15 protein-coding genes are annotated in these 15,848 nt (G+C 27.8%); 13 read left to right on the forward strand and 2 right to left on the reverse strand.

Annotated features, from left to right (window positions below; genetic code table 11):
* Positions 1-42 precede the first annotated feature (42 nt).
* From prfB to gltS, 10 genes are all read left to right on the forward strand, one after another.
* Positions 43-1,143, forward strand: coding sequence for a peptide chain release factor 2 (gene prfB / locus AVBRAN12642_RS06075; RefSeq protein WP_214118087.1), 1,101 nt, complete (start codon positions 43-45; stop codon positions 1,141-1,143).
* Between the two features lie 23 nt (positions 1,144-1,166).
* Complete coding sequence (locus AVBRAN12642_RS06080; protein WP_336608114.1) at positions 1,167-1,604, forward strand: TM2 domain-containing protein; 438 nt, start codon at positions 1,167-1,169, stop codon at positions 1,602-1,604.
* Between the two features lie 67 nt (positions 1,605-1,671).
* Entirely contained in the window at positions 1,672-2,472 is an 801-nt protein-coding gene (locus tag AVBRAN12642_RS06085; protein ID WP_336608115.1) for a DnaJ domain-containing protein, read from the forward strand.
* 9 nt (positions 2,473-2,481) lie between these two features.
* Positions 2,482-3,393: an SDR family NAD(P)-dependent oxidoreductase gene (locus tag AVBRAN12642_RS06090; protein WP_214119891.1), complete on the forward strand. Its 912-nt coding sequence runs from the start codon at positions 2,482-2,484 to the stop codon at positions 3,391-3,393.
* Positions 3,393-4,391: a [citrate (pro-3S)-lyase] ligase gene (gene citC / locus AVBRAN12642_RS06095; protein ID WP_336608116.1), complete on the forward strand. Its 999-nt coding sequence runs from the start codon at positions 3,393-3,395 to the stop codon at positions 4,389-4,391. The genes AVBRAN12642_RS06090 and citC overlap by 1 nt, the downstream gene beginning before the upstream one ends.
* 56 nt (positions 4,392-4,447) lie before the next feature.
* Positions 4,448-4,738: a citrate lyase acyl carrier protein gene (citD, locus tag AVBRAN12642_RS06100; protein ID WP_239802947.1), complete on the forward strand. Its 291-nt coding sequence runs from the start codon at positions 4,448-4,450 to the stop codon at positions 4,736-4,738.
* Positions 4,732-5,622 carry an aldolase/citrate lyase family protein gene (locus AVBRAN12642_RS06105; protein ID WP_214119889.1) on the forward strand — a complete coding sequence of 297 codons (891 nt, stop codon included), beginning with the start codon at positions 4,732-4,734 and terminating at the stop codon, positions 5,620-5,622. Before citD ends, AVBRAN12642_RS06105 begins: the two co-directional genes overlap by 7 nt.
* Before the next feature lie 2 nt (positions 5,623-5,624).
* Positions 5,625-7,169 (forward strand): citrate lyase subunit alpha, encoded by a 1,545-nt coding sequence (gene citF / locus AVBRAN12642_RS06110; RefSeq protein ID WP_214118076.1) that lies wholly within the window; start codon positions 5,625-5,627, stop codon positions 7,167-7,169.
* Between the two features lie 113 nt (positions 7,170-7,282).
* Complete coding sequence (locus AVBRAN12642_RS06115; RefSeq protein ID WP_214119888.1) at positions 7,283-8,155, forward strand: formimidoylglutamase; 873 nt, start codon at positions 7,283-7,285, stop codon at positions 8,153-8,155.
* Complete coding sequence (gltS, locus tag AVBRAN12642_RS06120) at positions 8,152-9,342, forward strand: sodium/glutamate symporter (RefSeq protein ID WP_336608117.1); 1,191 nt, start codon at positions 8,152-8,154, stop codon at positions 9,340-9,342. Before AVBRAN12642_RS06115 ends, gltS begins: the two co-directional genes overlap by 4 nt.
* 23 nt (positions 9,343-9,365) lie before the next feature.
* Here gltS and AVBRAN12642_RS06125 read toward each other — a convergent pair whose 3' ends face one another.
* Together AVBRAN12642_RS06125 and AVBRAN12642_RS06130 are read right to left on the reverse strand one after the other, a co-directional pair.
* Positions 9,366-9,725 (reverse strand): cupin domain-containing protein, encoded by a 360-nt coding sequence (locus AVBRAN12642_RS06125; protein WP_214119886.1) that lies wholly within the window; start codon positions 9,723-9,725, stop codon positions 9,366-9,368.
* Positions 9,726-9,782: 57 nt separating this feature from the next.
* Positions 9,783-10,205: a MarR family transcriptional regulator gene (locus AVBRAN12642_RS06130; protein ID WP_214118064.1), complete on the reverse strand. Its 423-nt coding sequence runs from the start codon at positions 10,203-10,205 to the stop codon at positions 9,783-9,785.
* A gap of 105 nt (positions 10,206-10,310) precedes the next feature.
* Between AVBRAN12642_RS06130 and AVBRAN12642_RS06135 the strand changes: the two genes are divergently transcribed.
* The 3 genes from AVBRAN12642_RS06135 (at position 10,311) to aldA (ending at position 15,550) form a co-directional block, all read left to right on the forward strand.
* Positions 10,311-11,234: a hypothetical protein gene (locus AVBRAN12642_RS06135; RefSeq protein WP_336608118.1), complete on the forward strand. Its 924-nt coding sequence runs from the start codon at positions 10,311-10,313 to the stop codon at positions 11,232-11,234.
* 759 nt (positions 11,235-11,993) lie between these two features.
* The gene (locus AVBRAN12642_RS06140; RefSeq protein ID WP_214118060.1) at positions 11,994-13,943 is read left to right on the forward strand and encodes a BCCT family transporter; all 1,950 of its coding nucleotides are present in this window, start codon (positions 11,994-11,996) and stop codon (positions 13,941-13,943) included.
* 164 nt (positions 13,944-14,107) lie between these two features.
* On the forward strand, positions 14,108-15,550 hold the full coding sequence (gene aldA, locus AVBRAN12642_RS06145) for an aldehyde dehydrogenase (RefSeq protein WP_214118058.1): 1,443 nt from the start codon (positions 14,108-14,110) through the stop codon (positions 15,548-15,550).
* The last annotated feature ends 298 nt before the right edge of the window (positions 15,551-15,848 follow it).

Consider the following 15,848-nt stretch of genomic DNA (forward strand, 5'->3'; position numbering starts at 1 on the left):
TTAGCTAAGATTTGCCTTTAAAATACAACTACGGAGCAAAATTTGGATAATTATGAATTTAGTGAATTATTAAAAGAATTACAAATAAAACTTGACAATATAGAAAAAATAATCAAACCAAACGAGGCAAAAGAAAGAATAAAAGAAATAGAAAAAGAGCAAGAAGACCCAGCATTATGGGCTGATGCAAAAAGAGCAGCCGAGCTTGGTAAAGAAAAAACTAAATTAAATCAATTAGTATCAAAATATGAAATTGCAAATAGTGAATTAGTAGGCACTAGTGAGTTGTTTGAACTTGCGGTGAAAGAAAATGATTATGAGACTTTAGAAGCTTTATTTATAGATAGTCCTAATTTAGAAGAAACTATTAAAAGTCTTGAAATATCAATGCTTTTAAGTGGAGAAAACGATACTAAAAACGCAATTATTAATATTCACCCAGGAGCAGGTGGAACGGAGAGTAATGATTGGGCGAGTATTGTTTATAGAATGTATTTGAGATTTTGTGAAAGAGAAGGCTTTAAAGTTGAAACACTAGATTATCAAGAAGGCGATGAAGCAGGGATAAAAGATGTTAGCTTTGTTGCTCGTGGGCTTAATGCTTATGGGTATTTTAAGGCTGAACACGGAGTTCATAGACTTGTAAGAATTAGCCCATTTGATAGCAATGCTAGACGCCATACGAGTTTTTGTAGTGTAATTGTTGCACCTGAAATTGATGATGATATAGAAATTGAAATTGAAGAAAAAGATATAAGAATTGATTATTATAGAGCAAGTGGTGCAGGTGGTCAGCATGTAAATAAGACAGAAAGTGCGGTAAGAATTACTCATATTCCAACAGGAATTGTAGTGCAATGCCAAAACGATAGAAGTCAGCATAAAAACAAAGCCACAGCTTATAAAATGCTTCGTTCAAGATTATATGAGCTTGAAATGGAGAAATTAAACGATGGAAAAGATACGGGAGGGGTTGGCGAAAATAGTTTCGGGCATCAAATTCGCTCGTATGTTTTAGCTCCTTATCAGCAAGTAAAAGACGCTAGAAGCAATGAAGCATTTAGCCAAGTTGATGCGATACTTGATGGCGATATTAAAAAAATGATAGAAGGTGTATTAATTGCACTTAAGGATAATGATTAATAGTGAATTTTTAAAGGCAAAAAATGACTGAAGAACAAATATCTTATCTTCAAGATAGACTAAGAACGCAGGATTTAGAAACTATAAAAGATAAGAATTTGTCTAAACATATTTGTTTAAAAGACCCAAATTTAGGTTTTATGCTAGCGGCTACGATAGGAATTTGTGGTATTGATAGGATTTATAAGGGTGATTTTATTTTAGCATTTATAAAATTTTTATTATTTTTTTCTTTTACAATTATTTTATTAATGGCGATGACTGAGATTAAAGTTGTAGAAAAAATTTATAGTTTATTTTTCCATCGTAGCGATGGACTTATTGCTTTTCTTTGTTTTTTATTTTTGGGATTTTTATTAACCATTATATATGTTATAGAATTATTTGCTATAGCAAATGGTATTCGCAAGGAAAATTACAAAAAAGTTTTAGCTTACATTGAAGGCTATGATAAAAAATAAAAATTTGATTATTGCAAAGGAAAAACGATAATTTTCAAAAGATTTTAAGTGTTATAAAGGAAGAAAATTGAATATATTTTTATTATTAATAATAATTTTAGCAATTATAGGATTTATTACAGGTAAGGGTATTATTAGAACCATAATATCATTTTTTGCGATAATATTAGGGACTATTTTAACGGCGATTTTAGGGCTTATTGGAGCAATTTTATTACCTTTATTTTTTAAAGGAAATATTTTAAATAATCAATTTACTAAAATGAAAGGCGGATATGCTGAATACCTAGTCGCGCTTATTGCAAAAATAGCTAAACTTGATGGAGTAATTTCGCCTAAAGAAGCCGAATTTATAAAATTAATACTAGATAATAATTCTTATAATTTAGTTGAGCGTGAGAGATTAAAAAAGGTTTTTAAAGAAGCTAAAGAAAATCCAGAAAATTATAGGATAGTGGCACAAGAGCTTAAAAATAATTTTATTTTAAGCAAAAATGAAAAGCTTAATATTATGCAAAGTTTGCTTTATTGTGCGAGTATTGATGGCTTTAGTGAAAAAAAGATTTTTGCGTTAAAAGAAATTGCAGAGATTTTTGGCGTTACACAAGAATTTGCACAATTTATAAATTTTGGCAACAATAACAAACAAAATAATAATAAAATTAAAAAAGACCCTTATGAGGTTTTAGAATTAAGTTCTAATGCTAGTTTAGTTGAAGTAAAAGCAGCATATAGAAGACTTGCGAAAAAATATCATCCTGATGTGTTAAACACAAAAAATCTTAGCGAAAGCGAGCTAAGAGCAGGGATAGAGAAATTTCATGAGATTAATGAAGCTTATGAGATTTTAAAACAAAAATTAAGTTAAGGAAGTAAAGTGGTAGTTTTAATAACAGGTGTTGCAGGATATATTGGCTCAGCCACTGCATCTGGATTTTTAGAAGCTGGGCATAAGGTAATTGGAATTGATAATTTAAGTGGTAAAAATAAAAAAGCTATAAAAAATATAAAAAAATATTATGAAGTTGATTTTTATGAAGTTGATATTTCAAATAGCGAAGCTTTAGAAGATGTAATGTCAAGATTTAAAATTGATATGGTATTTCATTTTGCAGCAACTAGCAATGAGAATTTTAGTAAAAAAGATAATCTAACTTTTTATGAAAACAATATCATAAATCTTTTTAAATTATTAAAAGCTATGAAAAAATTTAAAGTTAAGACTTTAATATATCCATCAAGTATATTTGCTAATGTAGGATTGGAAAATACCTGTGATGCTTATGTTAAGACAAAAATCTTAGCTGAAAATATGATACAAGATTATGCTAGAAGCAATCCTGATTTTTCTTATGCAATTTTAAGATATTGCAATATTGCAGGATATTATTCTAAGATATTTTTAGGAGAATTTGAACATTATTCAATTATTAAAAATATCACAAGAATTGCTTGCGGTAAGTCTGAATTAGGTCGTGATTTTAACTATGATGAGAATTATCATTTCGCACATATTGATGATATTGTTAATATTAATTTAAAAGTAGCTAGCGAGCTTTATACAACCAAAGAAAATATATGCACTACAATAGCTAGCAAAGAAAGTATAAGTGTAGAAAATCTAATCAAATTAGTAGAAAAGTTAAGCAAAAAAGAAATAGATATAACAATAGCTTTAAAAAATGACCATTGCGATAAAATTAAGTCTTGTAATTTATTAAAATATGAATTAGAGTATTCAATAGAAGATATTTGCAAAAATCAATTAGAACACGAAGCTAGGTTTTAATGTTTAGATATTTATTATTAGCCTATGAAAGAGAAAAATTAGAATTATTTTTAAAAAGATTTGATTTAAGATGCGATGAAGATATAGAATATGCTTTAGTTTATGAAGAAAATGAAGAGATTAAAGCAAGTGCTTGTATAAGCGGTAATATTGTAAAATGTATAGCAATTGATAAATCTTTACAAGGTAATAATTTTAGTGCTACTTTACTAACTCAAATTGCAGATAAATTAAGAGAATTAAATGTAAATGAATATTTTATATTTACAAAGCCTTGTAATGTAAAAATATTTGAGAGCTTAGGACTTTATTTATTATGTCTTACAAAAGATGTTGCGTTATTTGAAAACACAAAATTAAATTATGAAAATTATAAATTTGAACTAGCTAAACATTATAAAAGAGCAAAAAAAATTGGCTCAATTGTAATGAATTTAAATCCTATGAGTAAAGGGCATTTATATTTAATTCAAAAAGCCTTAAAACACTGCGAAATCTTGCATATATTTATTTTAAGCGAAGATTTAAGTATGTTTAATACAAAAGCAAGGCTTGAGATTGTAAGAAATGAATTAAAAGATTATAAAAATATAATAATTCACGAAAGCAAAAATTATATTATTTCAAAAGCTACTTTTCCTACATATTTTTTAAAGGATAATGCTGATGTTAATGAGATTTATTCAAGGCTTGATATTACATTATTTGCTACAAAAATAGCACCTATTTTAGGGATAAATATGAGATTTTTTGGGACAGAACCAAAAGATAAAATAACAAAAGATTACAACCAAAAAGCAAAAGAAATTTTAAAAGAATTTAAAATCAAATTCTATGAAATCAGTAGAGCTAGAATAAATAAAAAAGTAATAAGTGCGAGTAGGATTAGAAAAATTATTTTAAATGATAAGGATTATTTAAATAATAAGGAGTTAAAATCCCTTTGTGCTAATTCAACTTATGAGTATTTAAAAAACAATTTAATAACTAAAAATTAAGTTATCTTTGTAATAATAAAAGAAAACTTAAAAAATTTAATTAATTAGGAGATTTGATGATTACAACTATTGCAAGTGCTGGTTCATTAGAATCAGGCGATGTTTTAATTAGTGTAAGTCCTGCTAATGTAGGAAGGAAAATTGAATTAAATTCTAGTGTTTATAAACAATTTGGAGAACAAATATTAGCTAGCGTTAATGAAGTATTAGATGAATATGATATTAAAAATGTAACAATAAAAATAGAAGATAAAGGAGCGCTTGATTTAGTAATTCGTGCGAGATTAAAAACTGCTATTTTTAGAGCTAGTTTAAAAGATTATGATTGGGAGAGTGAATTATGCTAAATAAAGATAGACTTAGAAGAAGTATGATGTTCTTGCCCGGAAATGCACCTGCAAAATTAATAGACGCACATATTTATGGAAGTGATTCTATTATGATTGACTTAGAAGATGCAGTAAGTATTTCAGCAAAAGATGCGGCTAGAATGCTAACTTATGAAACTCTTAAAAAGATTAATTATGGTTCAACTGAAGTTGTTGTAAGAATAAATGCTTTAAATTCTCCTTACGGAAGAGATGATGTAATAGCTATGGTTAGTGCTGGAGTTGATGTTATAAGACTTCCAAAGACTGATAATGCAAACGAAGTTAAAGAAGTAGATGAGTTAATAAGCGAAGTTGAGCATAAACTAAATCGTCCTAGAAAAACTTTAATTCTAGCAGCAATTGAGAGTGCTACTGGGGTTATTAATGCTTGTGAGATTGCAAAGGCAAGTGATAGATTAATGGGGATTGCTCTTGGAGCTGAAGATTATGTAACGAATTTAAAAACAACTAGAAGCAAACACGCAATGGAGCTTTATTATGCAAGAGAGCAGATAATTCACGCAGCAAGAAGCAATAATTTATATTGTTTTGACACTGTTTTTTCAAATATAAAAGATAAAGTTGCATTTGCTGAAGAAGTGCAATTTATAAAAGACTTAGGTTTTGATGGCAAATCAGTAGTTCATCCAAGTCAAATCAAAATAGTTCATGATATTTATACTCCAAAAGAAAAAGAAATAATAGACGCTTTAAAAGTAGTAAATGCAGCTAAAGAAGCGGAAAAAAATAGCATAGGTGTAATTGCAGTTGATGGCAAAATGGTAGATGGTCCAATTATTATTAGAGCTTTAAGAGTGCTTGAATTAGCTAAAGCTAGTGGTCTTTATAAAGGAGAATGATTATGTATAAAGTAAATGCAGTTAATAGAAAAATACCTAATAAAATTGCTAATTATAAAGATGTAGTTGTATATAGTGGAGAATTAAAACAACCAAAAGAGCGTAAAATCGGTGCAGCTATTAGAGTTGGCAAAAAAGAAGATAAATTAGTCTCAAGTATAAAAGACGCTATTATAAAATCAGGCTTAAAAGATGGTATGACAATAAGTTTTCATCACCATTTTAGAAGTGGAGATTATATTTTAAATCTAGTTTTAGAAGAAATAAGCAAGCTAGGTATTAAAAATCTTTGCGTAGCAGCAAGTTCTCTTTCAACTTGCCATAAACCTTTAATTGAGCATATTAAAAATGGTGTTGTAACAAGTCTTCAAACAAGTGGTCTAAGAGAGCCATTGGGTTCTTTTATTAGTAATGGTGGATTAAAAACTCCTGTAATTATTAGAAGTCATGGTGGTCGTGCTAGAGCTATTGAAGATGGCTCGCTTAAAATTGATGTAGCATTTATTGGTGCTCCAAGTTGTGATAAATTTGGTAATCTTAATGGTTATACAGGCAAATCTGCGTGTGGTAGTTTAGGTTATGCTAAGGTTGATGCTATGTATGCTAATAAAGTTATTGCAATTACTGATAATTTAGTAGATGGAATAAATCTTCCTGCTAGTATTGACCAAACTATGGTGGATTTTGTTTGTGAAATTGAGAGTATTGGCGATCCAAAAGGCATAGTATCAGGTGCAATTCGTTTTAATGATAATCCAAGAGATATTTTAATAGCTGAAAATGCTTTAAAATGTATCTTAGCATCAGGTTTATTTAAAAATGGCTTTAGTTTCCAAACAGGAGCTGCGGGCGCTTCTTTAGCAGTAACTAAGCTTTTAAAAGAAGAGATGATTAAGCATAATATCACTGCTAGTTTAGGTGTTGGTGGTATCACTGCTGCCTTAGTTGATTTGCATGAAAATGGTTTGATGGATGCGCTTTTTGATACTCAAAGTTTTGATTTAGATGCTGTTAGCTCACTTGCAAAAAACCCAAAACATTATGAAATATCAGCATCTTTTTATGCAAATCCAAATCTAGTTACTCCAGCGGTAAATCAATTAGATTTTGTAATGTTGGGAGCACTTGAGATTGATACGAATTTCAATGTAAATGTAATTACTACTTCAACAGGTGTTATTAATCAAGCAATAGGCGGACACCAAGATACTGCTGAAGGTGCAAAAATTGCAATGATTTTAGCACCATTAATTCGTGCTAGAATTCCAATTGTAGTTGATAATGTAAGCACGATTTGCACCCCAGGAGCAAATGTTGATGTGGTTTGCACTGATTACGGAATTGCAGTAAATCCTAAAAGAACTGATTTGATAGAGAATTTCACAAAAGCAGGTATTAAATTATATACGATTGAAGAACTAAAAGAAATGGCAGAAAAAATCACAGGCAAACCAGCTAGTATTAAATTTGGCGATGAGGTAGTAGGCGTTGTAGAATATCGTGATGGCAGCGTTTTAGATGTGATTTATAAATCTTTACAAAATTAGGAATTTATTTCCTAATTTTATTACCAAATTACACATATTAAACTCAATTTTTAAGTATTTCTTGTTTATTTAATTAAAACAATTTAAAGTATAAGATATTTAAGGAGAGTTTTATGTGGATTGGAAGAAATGATGGCGAAGAAAGTATTCATAACAGAGTTTTTAAATGTTTGAATACTTCATCTTCAAATAAATTAATAGGATTTTGTTCTAGTTTAGGTGTAGATAGAAATCACGGAAGAGTTGGTAGCGAATTAGCACCGAATATCATTAGAAAAAATATGGCAAATTTTGCTGTATTTGATGATTTTAGCTTTGATGATTTAGGTAATATTGATAATTTTAAAAGCCTAGAAGAAGCTGATGATTTATTATACGATAAGCTTAATTTAGTATTAAAAAATCAAGATTATTGTGTTATTTTAGGTGGTGGTCACGAAACTTCTTTGGCTGGAATTAAGGCTTTATTAGATAATAAACAAAATGTAGGTGTTATTAATTTTGACGCACATTTTGATGTGAGAATTCAACCCCAACATACTTCAGGTAATTCGTTTTATGAAGCTTATAAATACGCAAAATCAAATAATTATTCTTATAAATATTTATGTATTGGGGCAAATGCTTTATCAAATACCCAAGCTTTATTTAATACTATGCAAGATATGAATGCTAAATATGTTTTAGATAAAGACTTTGATAATTCAGCAAAAATTGTAAAAGAATTTATATTAGATTGTGATGTTTTATATCTTAGTATTGATATTGATGTGTTTTCTTTAAGCTATGCACCAGGTGTTAGTGCTCCTGCTGTTTATGGTATTAGTTTGCAACAAATTTTACCGATACTAAAAATTATTTTAGATAGTAAAAAAGTTGCTTTAGCTGATATTTGCGAGTTTAATCCAAAATATGATATAGATAATCATACTGCTAAATTAAGCGCTTATTTAGCTTATATTTTATTAAGAAAGGCTGTTATATGAGTTTTGATAGTTTGAGCGTATTGGCAATTAGCATTGGTGTTTTATTATTTGGAATGTTTTTAAAAACCAAAATCAATTTTTTAGAAAAATTTTGTATCCCAGCTCCTGTTGTTGGTGGATTTTTGGTAAGTATTTTAGTATGGTTTTTAACCTTTATAGATATTAATATTGAATTTGATAAGTCATTGCAAACTCCTTTTATGGTTGTATTTTTTAGTGTTGTAGGACTTAGCGGAAGTGCTAGATTATTAAAAGTTGGTGGTAAATTGCTTTTAATATATTTAGCGTGTTGCTGGGTAATGGCTATTATGCAAAATGCTATTGGAATTACTATGATGAATGCTTTTGGGCTAAATAGTTTATATGGAATTTTAAGTGGGGCAGTTGCTTTAGAAGGAGGACACGGAAATGCTATTGCTTTTGGTGGTATGGTGGAAGATTTAAGTGGTCTTAGCAATGCTAAAGTAGTAGCAATTGCAGCGGCTACTTTTGGTTTAATAAGCGGCTCTTTACTCGGTGGGCCTTTATGTAGATATTTAATACTTAAATATAAATTAGAGATAAAAACAAACGAAGATATACAAGATATTGACCCGCTAAAGCACAATATTCATCACGCAAGTTATCAAGAATTTTTAAAATCTTTATTTTTAATACTTTGTATTATGTGCATTGGATTTTATATAAGTTCATTATTTACAAAACTTAGCGGTTATTCTTTGCCAAGCTATGTGGGCGCTATGTTAATAGCAATGCTAATTAGAAATATAAATGATATTTTTAATATATTTAAATTAAATCAATACACAATAGATACTATTAGTGAGCTTAGCTTAGGAATATTTTTAACTATGGCTATGATGAGTTTAAAAATCAATGAATTAAGCGTGGTTGCTATGCCTTTATTGATTACGCTTTTTGTTCAAGTTGTTGTTTTAGTATTGTTTGCAATATTTGTTGTGTTTAGATTGTGCGGGAAAAACTATGATAGTGCTATTATGTGTGCTGGATTAATGGGGCATGGCTTGGGTGCTACTCCTAATGCGGTTGCAAATATGAATGCTGCTTGCAATAGATATTCTTTATTCTCAAAACCTGCATTTTTGATAGTTCCTTTGTGTGGTTCTGTTTTGATAGATATTGTGGCTATTCCTTTGAATACTTATTTGATTAATATATTTGCTTAACTTAGGATTGCTCCTAAGTTAAATTACTCTACTACGCCATCACTAAAAGTGTATTGGGTTAGAGAATTTTCTTTTGCTTGAATACAGATATAATTTAGTTTAGTTTTTGCAAAAATCTGTCTTTTTACACTAGGTGCAACTCTGATTATATCTCCTGTTTTAATTAAAATTAGTTCATTATCTAACTTTATTTCCCCGTTACCATCTAAGATAATATAAACTTCTTCGTTTTCTTTATGATGATGAACAAAAGGCACATTAGTATTTGCTTCCATTGTGTTAATACTTATTTCACAAGATGTAAACCCTAAAGCTTCTTTTAAATCAATTCTTTGAATATTTTTAAATTCTCCTAGACTTTTTACACTAAATCCATTACTCATTTTAACTCCTTTTTAGTTTGATAACGAACTATTTTTGCATAAAAAGTTAAATATATTTTAATTTTTTATGTTATTTAGCATTTTTTCTAATAATTCTTCTAAAAACAACTCTTCTGCTTTTGAAAAGTTTTTAAGTAATTTTTCAAAAACTATATTTGATACTTCTTCAAATATTGGTTTTAAATCTAAAGTTTTTTGAGTTGCTTTTATTAAATACATTCTACTATCGTTACTGCTTTGGCTTTTTGTGATATATCCATTTTGTTCTAATTTGTCTATTAAAGAGCTAATTGTAGCCTTGCTTCTATGTATTTTTTGTGCTATTTGAACCATACAATATTCTTTTTCATCAAATAATATATTTAAAATATCAGCGTGAGAAAAGGATAAATCAAATTCTACTCTTTTGCTAAGTTCTTTTAAAATCAATTCATTTGATAGTTCTTTTATTCTTCCCATTAAAAATAAGCTTGAGTTCATATTTTGTCCTTATAATTTTTTTTATTATATAAAAATATTAAAAAATTTATTGAATTTTTTAAAAAGTAAAAGATATTTTTGCTAAATTTAAAAAAAGGAGTAAAAATGTCTGATAAATTTTTAAAGAAATTTAGAATTTGTTTTGCTAGGAATACTAAAAGATTAATGTTAAATTACAAAAGAGAGTTTAAAAGGCTTTATTTTAATTATTTTAAATTATTAAAACTTGCCAATATATTTGTAAAAACTATGAGATTTTCTTTAGTTTTAATAACTTTTGTTTCTGTAATAGCTTATACAAAATATTATTTATTTGAAGTTGGGTATTTGCCTAGATTTGATTTTAATTTATTACTTACATTTGGATATGTGTGTTTTGTTTATTCTATTTTTATTGGGATTATTCCTTATGTTATGATTGAATTTGTTGTGCTTTTAGCTTGTAAAAGAAAAAATTCAAATAAATTTGGCTTTAAAATTCTTAATTTTTTGTATGAAAGAGTATTTTTATTATTTGTAATTATAGTAATTATCATAATTGAATTAGTATTTTTAAGTTTAGTTCAAATATATCAAAACGAAAATGTAACTTTTCCAACGATAAATCATTGCTTAAATGTTATGATGGCTATATTTATTACTTTATGTTTTTTTGCATATTTTTTTAAAAGATTTAGTTTGATTATAAAAATTATTTGGATAATTTGCTCTATTTGGTATTTTTTTAGTCTTGATATTAAAGTTGTTAAATTAGCCAATATTGGTGGGTTTAGAACTGATATTGTAGTTAGTAAAAATAGTTTATATATGAGTTATTTTATAAATTATAAAAAGCTAGATATTAATGATTGTGATATTAAAAAAGGAGAGAAAAATATCTGTAAATTAAGCGATGGAAATTATGTATTAAAAGATGTATTGATTTTATCTAGCTTAAGTGATGTTGTTTATATAGAGCTTAATTTAAATAATAAAGCCCAAACGCTAGACTTTAAACAAAGTGAAATAGAAATAATTAATAGGTTTTAGATATGATTTAAAAATATGATTAAGGTAGGAAAAATGAAAGAAATTAAAGAGATTTTACTAAATATATTTTTATTGAATTTTCATATAGATTTATCTAAAAAACTTTATTTTAAATTCCTAGCTTTACTAGGTATATTTTTTGTTTTTTTATATATTATTTGAATATGTTTTTCAAATTTTAAATATATCTTTTGTATTTATTTTTCTTTATATTCTAGGCATTAGCTTGGTTTATAGGGTTAAGAAAGTATATAAAAATATTTTATTGATTTTATTTTTATCTTATCCTTTTATAAATTATTATTTATTAAAAAGTGAAGCTTTATTTTTAGGGTTTAATTTTATATTTTTATTGTTGTTTTTATTTATAATGATTTTTGCAAATCTTAATACTAATATAAACACTAATACAAGTCAAAAATCTTTACTTATTAAGTTATTTATATTAGCTATTTTAATTCTAAATATGCTGATATATAAATCTTTTTTAAAATCTTATAATATTTTAATTTTAGATTTTTTAAGTGTATTTGCATATTATAATTTTTATTTTTTATTATTATCTTTTATAATTATTACATATATATTTATAAAAAATTTATTAAAAATTATATAATTTTTTTTGAAGAAATTGATATAAAAAATTTTTTAGGTTAATGGCTAATTTTTCTTTTATATAGACAAATTATGTAATTATCATCTAAATCTTGCAAATCTCATTAACTAAGCCTTGTTAGACTGAAAACGCAAGGAGAAAATATGAAGATAAAAACGAGTTTTTTACCCGCTGTGTTTGTTCCAAGCATAGTATTTATTGTAATTTTAGTTTTACTAAGTATATTTTTACCAGAATTTACAAGTAGTATTTTAAATAATATTAAAACTTCAGTTTTTACTAATTTTTCTTGGTTTTTTATACTTAGTGTTAGTTTTTTTGTAGGATTTATGGTCTTATTAGCTTTATCTAAATTTGGAGATATAAAATTAGGTAAAGATGATGATGAGCCTAGTTTTAGCTTTTTTTCTTGGCTTTCTATGTTGTTTGCTACTGGAATGGGCGTTGGGCTTATGTATTTTGGTGTGGCTGAGCCTATAATCCATAAAAAATCATTAAATATAGATGATAAAGAAGCTTTAATTCATACTCTATTTCACTGGGGAATTCATCCTTGGGCTATTTATGGGGTTTGTGCTTTAGCTATGGCTTATTTTGGTTTTCGTTATAAAATGCCTTTAACTTTAAGAAGTGCTTTTTATCCTTTTTTAAAAGATAAAATTTATGGATTTTGGGGCAATGTTATTGATATTTTGGCATTAATTGTAACCGTTTTTGGAATTAGCACAACACTTGGATATTCTGCAAGTTCTTTAAATGCAGGACTTGTTAATATTGCTTGGCTTAGTGATATTTCATTTAGCGAACAAGCAATTATTATATTAATAGTTGTTAGTTTATCTACTATTTCAGCTATTAGTGGAGTTAATAAAGGGCTTAAAATATTAAGCGAGATTAATTTGCTTTTAGCATTTTTACTAATGATTTTTGTATTAGTTAGTGGTGATTTGGTTGAGCTATTATCTGATTTTAGTTCTAATTTAGGGTTATATTTTTCAAATATAGTTGAGCTTAGTTTTAAAACCTATACATATAATAAAGATTATATTAGCTGGTTTAATTCTTGGACTATTTTTTATTGGGCTTGGTGGCTTAGTTGGGCGCCTTTTGTTGGCTTTTTTATAGCAAAGATTTCTCGTGGTAGAACTATTAGAGAATTTATATTTGGAGTTTTGATTGTTCCTACTTCTTTTAATGTTTTATGGTTTAGTGTATTTGGAAATTCTGCTTTAAAATATAATGAAATTTTAAGTAATTTTTCTCAAAGTTCTGAAAAATTATTATTTGAGTTTTTAAATCTTTTACCATTTTCACAAATTAGCACGATTTTAGCTCTAGTAGTTTTAGTTTTATTTTTTATAACTTCTGCTGATAGTGGGATATTTGTTTTAAATTCTTTAGCAAGTGGCGGCAAAGAAAAACCTTATAAATGGCAAAGCATTTTATGGGGCATTAGTTTAATTGCTATTGCAATATCTTTATCATATTCTGGTGGTCTTGATACTATTTTAAGCGTTACTATGATAGTTGCACTTCCGTTTGCTTTAATGCTTGTAATTATGTGTGCATCACTACTTAAAGGCTTAATAGTTGATAGTAGATATTTTAATACAAGAGTTAGTAAGGCTAGTGTTTATTGGAGTGGGGATTTTTGGGAACAAAGGCTTGATTTAATCTTAAAACAATCTCAAATAAAAGATATGCAAGAGTTTTTAAACGAGCTTGTAAAACCTGCTATGCAAAAGATTTGCGATAAATTAAGCGAGCGTGGATTAAAAGCACTAATAAAAGAAGAAAAAAATAAAATTAGTTTAGTGATTAAAAAAGACTTATCAAAAGATTTTATTTACGGGGTAAAAATAGAAAAACACGAAGTAAATAAAACCTTATTAGATGATGAGAATTTGCCTAATTTATCAAAGGAATTTGAGTATAGACCTATAACATTTTTTGGCGATGATAGACTAGGTTATGATATAAAATATTTAAATGAAAAAGAAATAATAGTAGATATTTTAAAGCATTACGAAAGATATTTAAATCTTTTAGATGATAGCTCAAATGAAATATTTACAATGGGTTATAGAAAATAACTTTTATAGAATTTGAAATGCTTATTTCAAATTCTTTTTTAAAAATACTAAAGTGTTACTTTTTTTCACATTCTCGTAAAAAAATTAGAATTTTTTTTGAATATACAAAAATAATTAATATTCCTTGATAAGATATTTCAAAATCATTTAAAAAAGGAGAAGTTATGAAGAGTTATCAAATGTATATTGATGGTGAGTTTGTTACTGAAAAAAGAGAAATGGCACCTGTTTATAATCCTGCTACAAAAGAGCAAGTTAGTGAGTATCCACTAGGCACAAGAGATGATGCTAAAAGAGCGCTTGAAGCTGCAAAAAGAGCGGGTAAAAACTGGGAAGCACTTCCAGCTATTGAACGCGCAAATTACCTTAAAAAAATCGCACAATTAATTCGTAGAGATAGAGTAAAACTAGCTGATATTTTACAAGAAGAGCAAGGCAAGGTTAGAGGTTTAGCTGAAGTTGAGATTGATTTTGCGGCTGATTATTTAGATTATATGGCAGGATTTGCAAGAACTTATGAAGGCGAAATCATTCAAAGTGATAGAGCAAATGAAAATATCTTTTTATTTAGAACTGCAATTGGTGTTACTACAGGAATTTTACCTTGGAATTTCCCGTTTTTCTTAATAGTTAGAAAACTTGCACCTGCATTTGTAACAGGAAATACAATAGTAATTAAGCCAAGTAGCGAAACTCCAAACAACGCATTTGAATTTGCAAAATTAGCTCACGAAGCTGGAGTTCCTAAAGGAGTTTTCTCACTTGTTAGCGGAAAAGGAAGTGAGGTTGGAGATGAGCTAAGCTCAAACCCACTAATTGGAATGGTAAGTGTAACAGGTAGCGTTGAAGCTGGAGTTAGAGTTATGCAAGCAGCTGCAAAAAATGTTATAAAAGTAAATCTTGAACTTGGTGGAAAAGCACCTGCAATAGTATGCAAAGATGCAAATATGGATTTAGTAATTCCTGCAATTAAAGCAAGTAGAATTTGTAATAACGGACAAGTTTGCAATTGTGCTGAGCGTGTTTATGTGCATAAATCAAGATATGATGAGTTTATTAATAAAATGGCTGATGAATTTAGCAAAATTACATTCGGAAATACTGCAAAAGGTAATTTTGATATGGGGCCACTTGTAAATGAAGCAGGTGTTAAAAATGCTGATGCAATGCTAAAACGCGCACTTGAGCAAGGTGCAAAATTAGAAGTTGGTGGCAAGATAACTGATACTAGTGGATATTTCTACCCAGCTACACTACTTAGCAATGCAGACCATAAGAGTGATATTATGCAAAAAGAAATCTTTGCGCCGATTTTACCAGTTACAAGTTTTGATACACTAGATGAAGCAATTGATATGGCAAATGATTGTGAATATGGACTTACAAGTAGTATTTATACAGAAAATCTAAACACAGCGATGAGAGCTTGCCGTGAGATTAAGTTTGGCGAAACTTATATAAATCGTGAGAATTTTGAAGCTATGCAAGGCTTTCACGCAGGATTTAGAAAAAGTGGCATAGGTGGTGCTGATGGTAAGCACGGACTTTATGAATACCTTGCAACTCATGTTGTTTATCTTGATTACAATACTAAATTCAACGGCTAAAAATAGGAGCTTTTTAGCTCCTAAAATTATAAAATATTTTAATTTTAATTCAAATATATTTTTTAAGTTTATTTTAAATTAAGAAATAAATGTTACATTTGTTATTTATTTGTTTAAACTAAATTTAAAGGAAAAACAATGACTTGCACCTATCAAGACTTAATTCATAAACCAATAAAACAACATTCAAACAATCATTCTTGTAATCACTCACACCATAATCACTCACACCATAATCATTCACATAATAATTCTAATCACTCTCACGAAGACCACAACCATTCTCATACTCATTCTT

Origin of the sequence: Campylobacter sp. RM12642 (assembly GCF_020137635.1) — a bacterium.
Lineage (GTDB): Bacteria > Campylobacterota > Campylobacteria > Campylobacterales > Campylobacteraceae > Campylobacter_E.

Excerpts from the sequence above, each read along its gene's own strand:
- citC (WP_336608116.1), top strand. The coding sequence starts at position 3,393 with ATGTTTAGATATTTATTATTAGCCTATGAAAGAGAAAAATTAGAATTA.
- gltS (WP_336608117.1), top strand. The coding sequence starts at position 8,152 with ATGAGTTTTGATAGTTTGAGCGTATTGGCAATTAGCATTGGTGTTTTA.
- AVBRAN12642_RS06125 (WP_214119886.1), bottom strand. The coding sequence starts at position 9,725 with ATGAGTAATGGATTTAGTGTAAAAAGTCTAGGAGAATTTAAAAATATT.
- AVBRAN12642_RS06135 (WP_336608118.1), top strand. The coding sequence starts at position 10,311 with ATGTCTGATAAATTTTTAAAGAAATTTAGAATTTGTTTTGCTAGGAAT.
- citF (WP_214118076.1), top strand. The coding sequence starts at position 5,625 with ATGTATAAAGTAAATGCAGTTAATAGAAAAATACCTAATAAAATTGCT.
- AVBRAN12642_RS06130 (WP_214118064.1), bottom strand. The coding sequence starts at position 10,205 with ATGAACTCAAGCTTATTTTTAATGGGAAGAATAAAAGAACTATCAAAT.
- AVBRAN12642_RS06105 (WP_214119889.1), top strand. The coding sequence starts at position 4,732 with ATGCTAAATAAAGATAGACTTAGAAGAAGTATGATGTTCTTGCCCGGA.
- citD (WP_239802947.1), top strand. The coding sequence starts at position 4,448 with ATGATTACAACTATTGCAAGTGCTGGTTCATTAGAATCAGGCGATGTT.
- AVBRAN12642_RS06080 (WP_336608114.1), top strand. The coding sequence starts at position 1,167 with ATGACTGAAGAACAAATATCTTATCTTCAAGATAGACTAAGAACGCAG.
- aldA (WP_214118058.1), top strand. The coding sequence starts at position 14,108 with ATGAAGAGTTATCAAATGTATATTGATGGTGAGTTTGTTACTGAAAAA.
- AVBRAN12642_RS06115 (WP_214119888.1), top strand. The coding sequence starts at position 7,283 with ATGTGGATTGGAAGAAATGATGGCGAAGAAAGTATTCATAACAGAGTT.
- AVBRAN12642_RS06140 (WP_214118060.1), top strand. The coding sequence starts at position 11,994 with ATGAAGATAAAAACGAGTTTTTTACCCGCTGTGTTTGTTCCAAGCATA.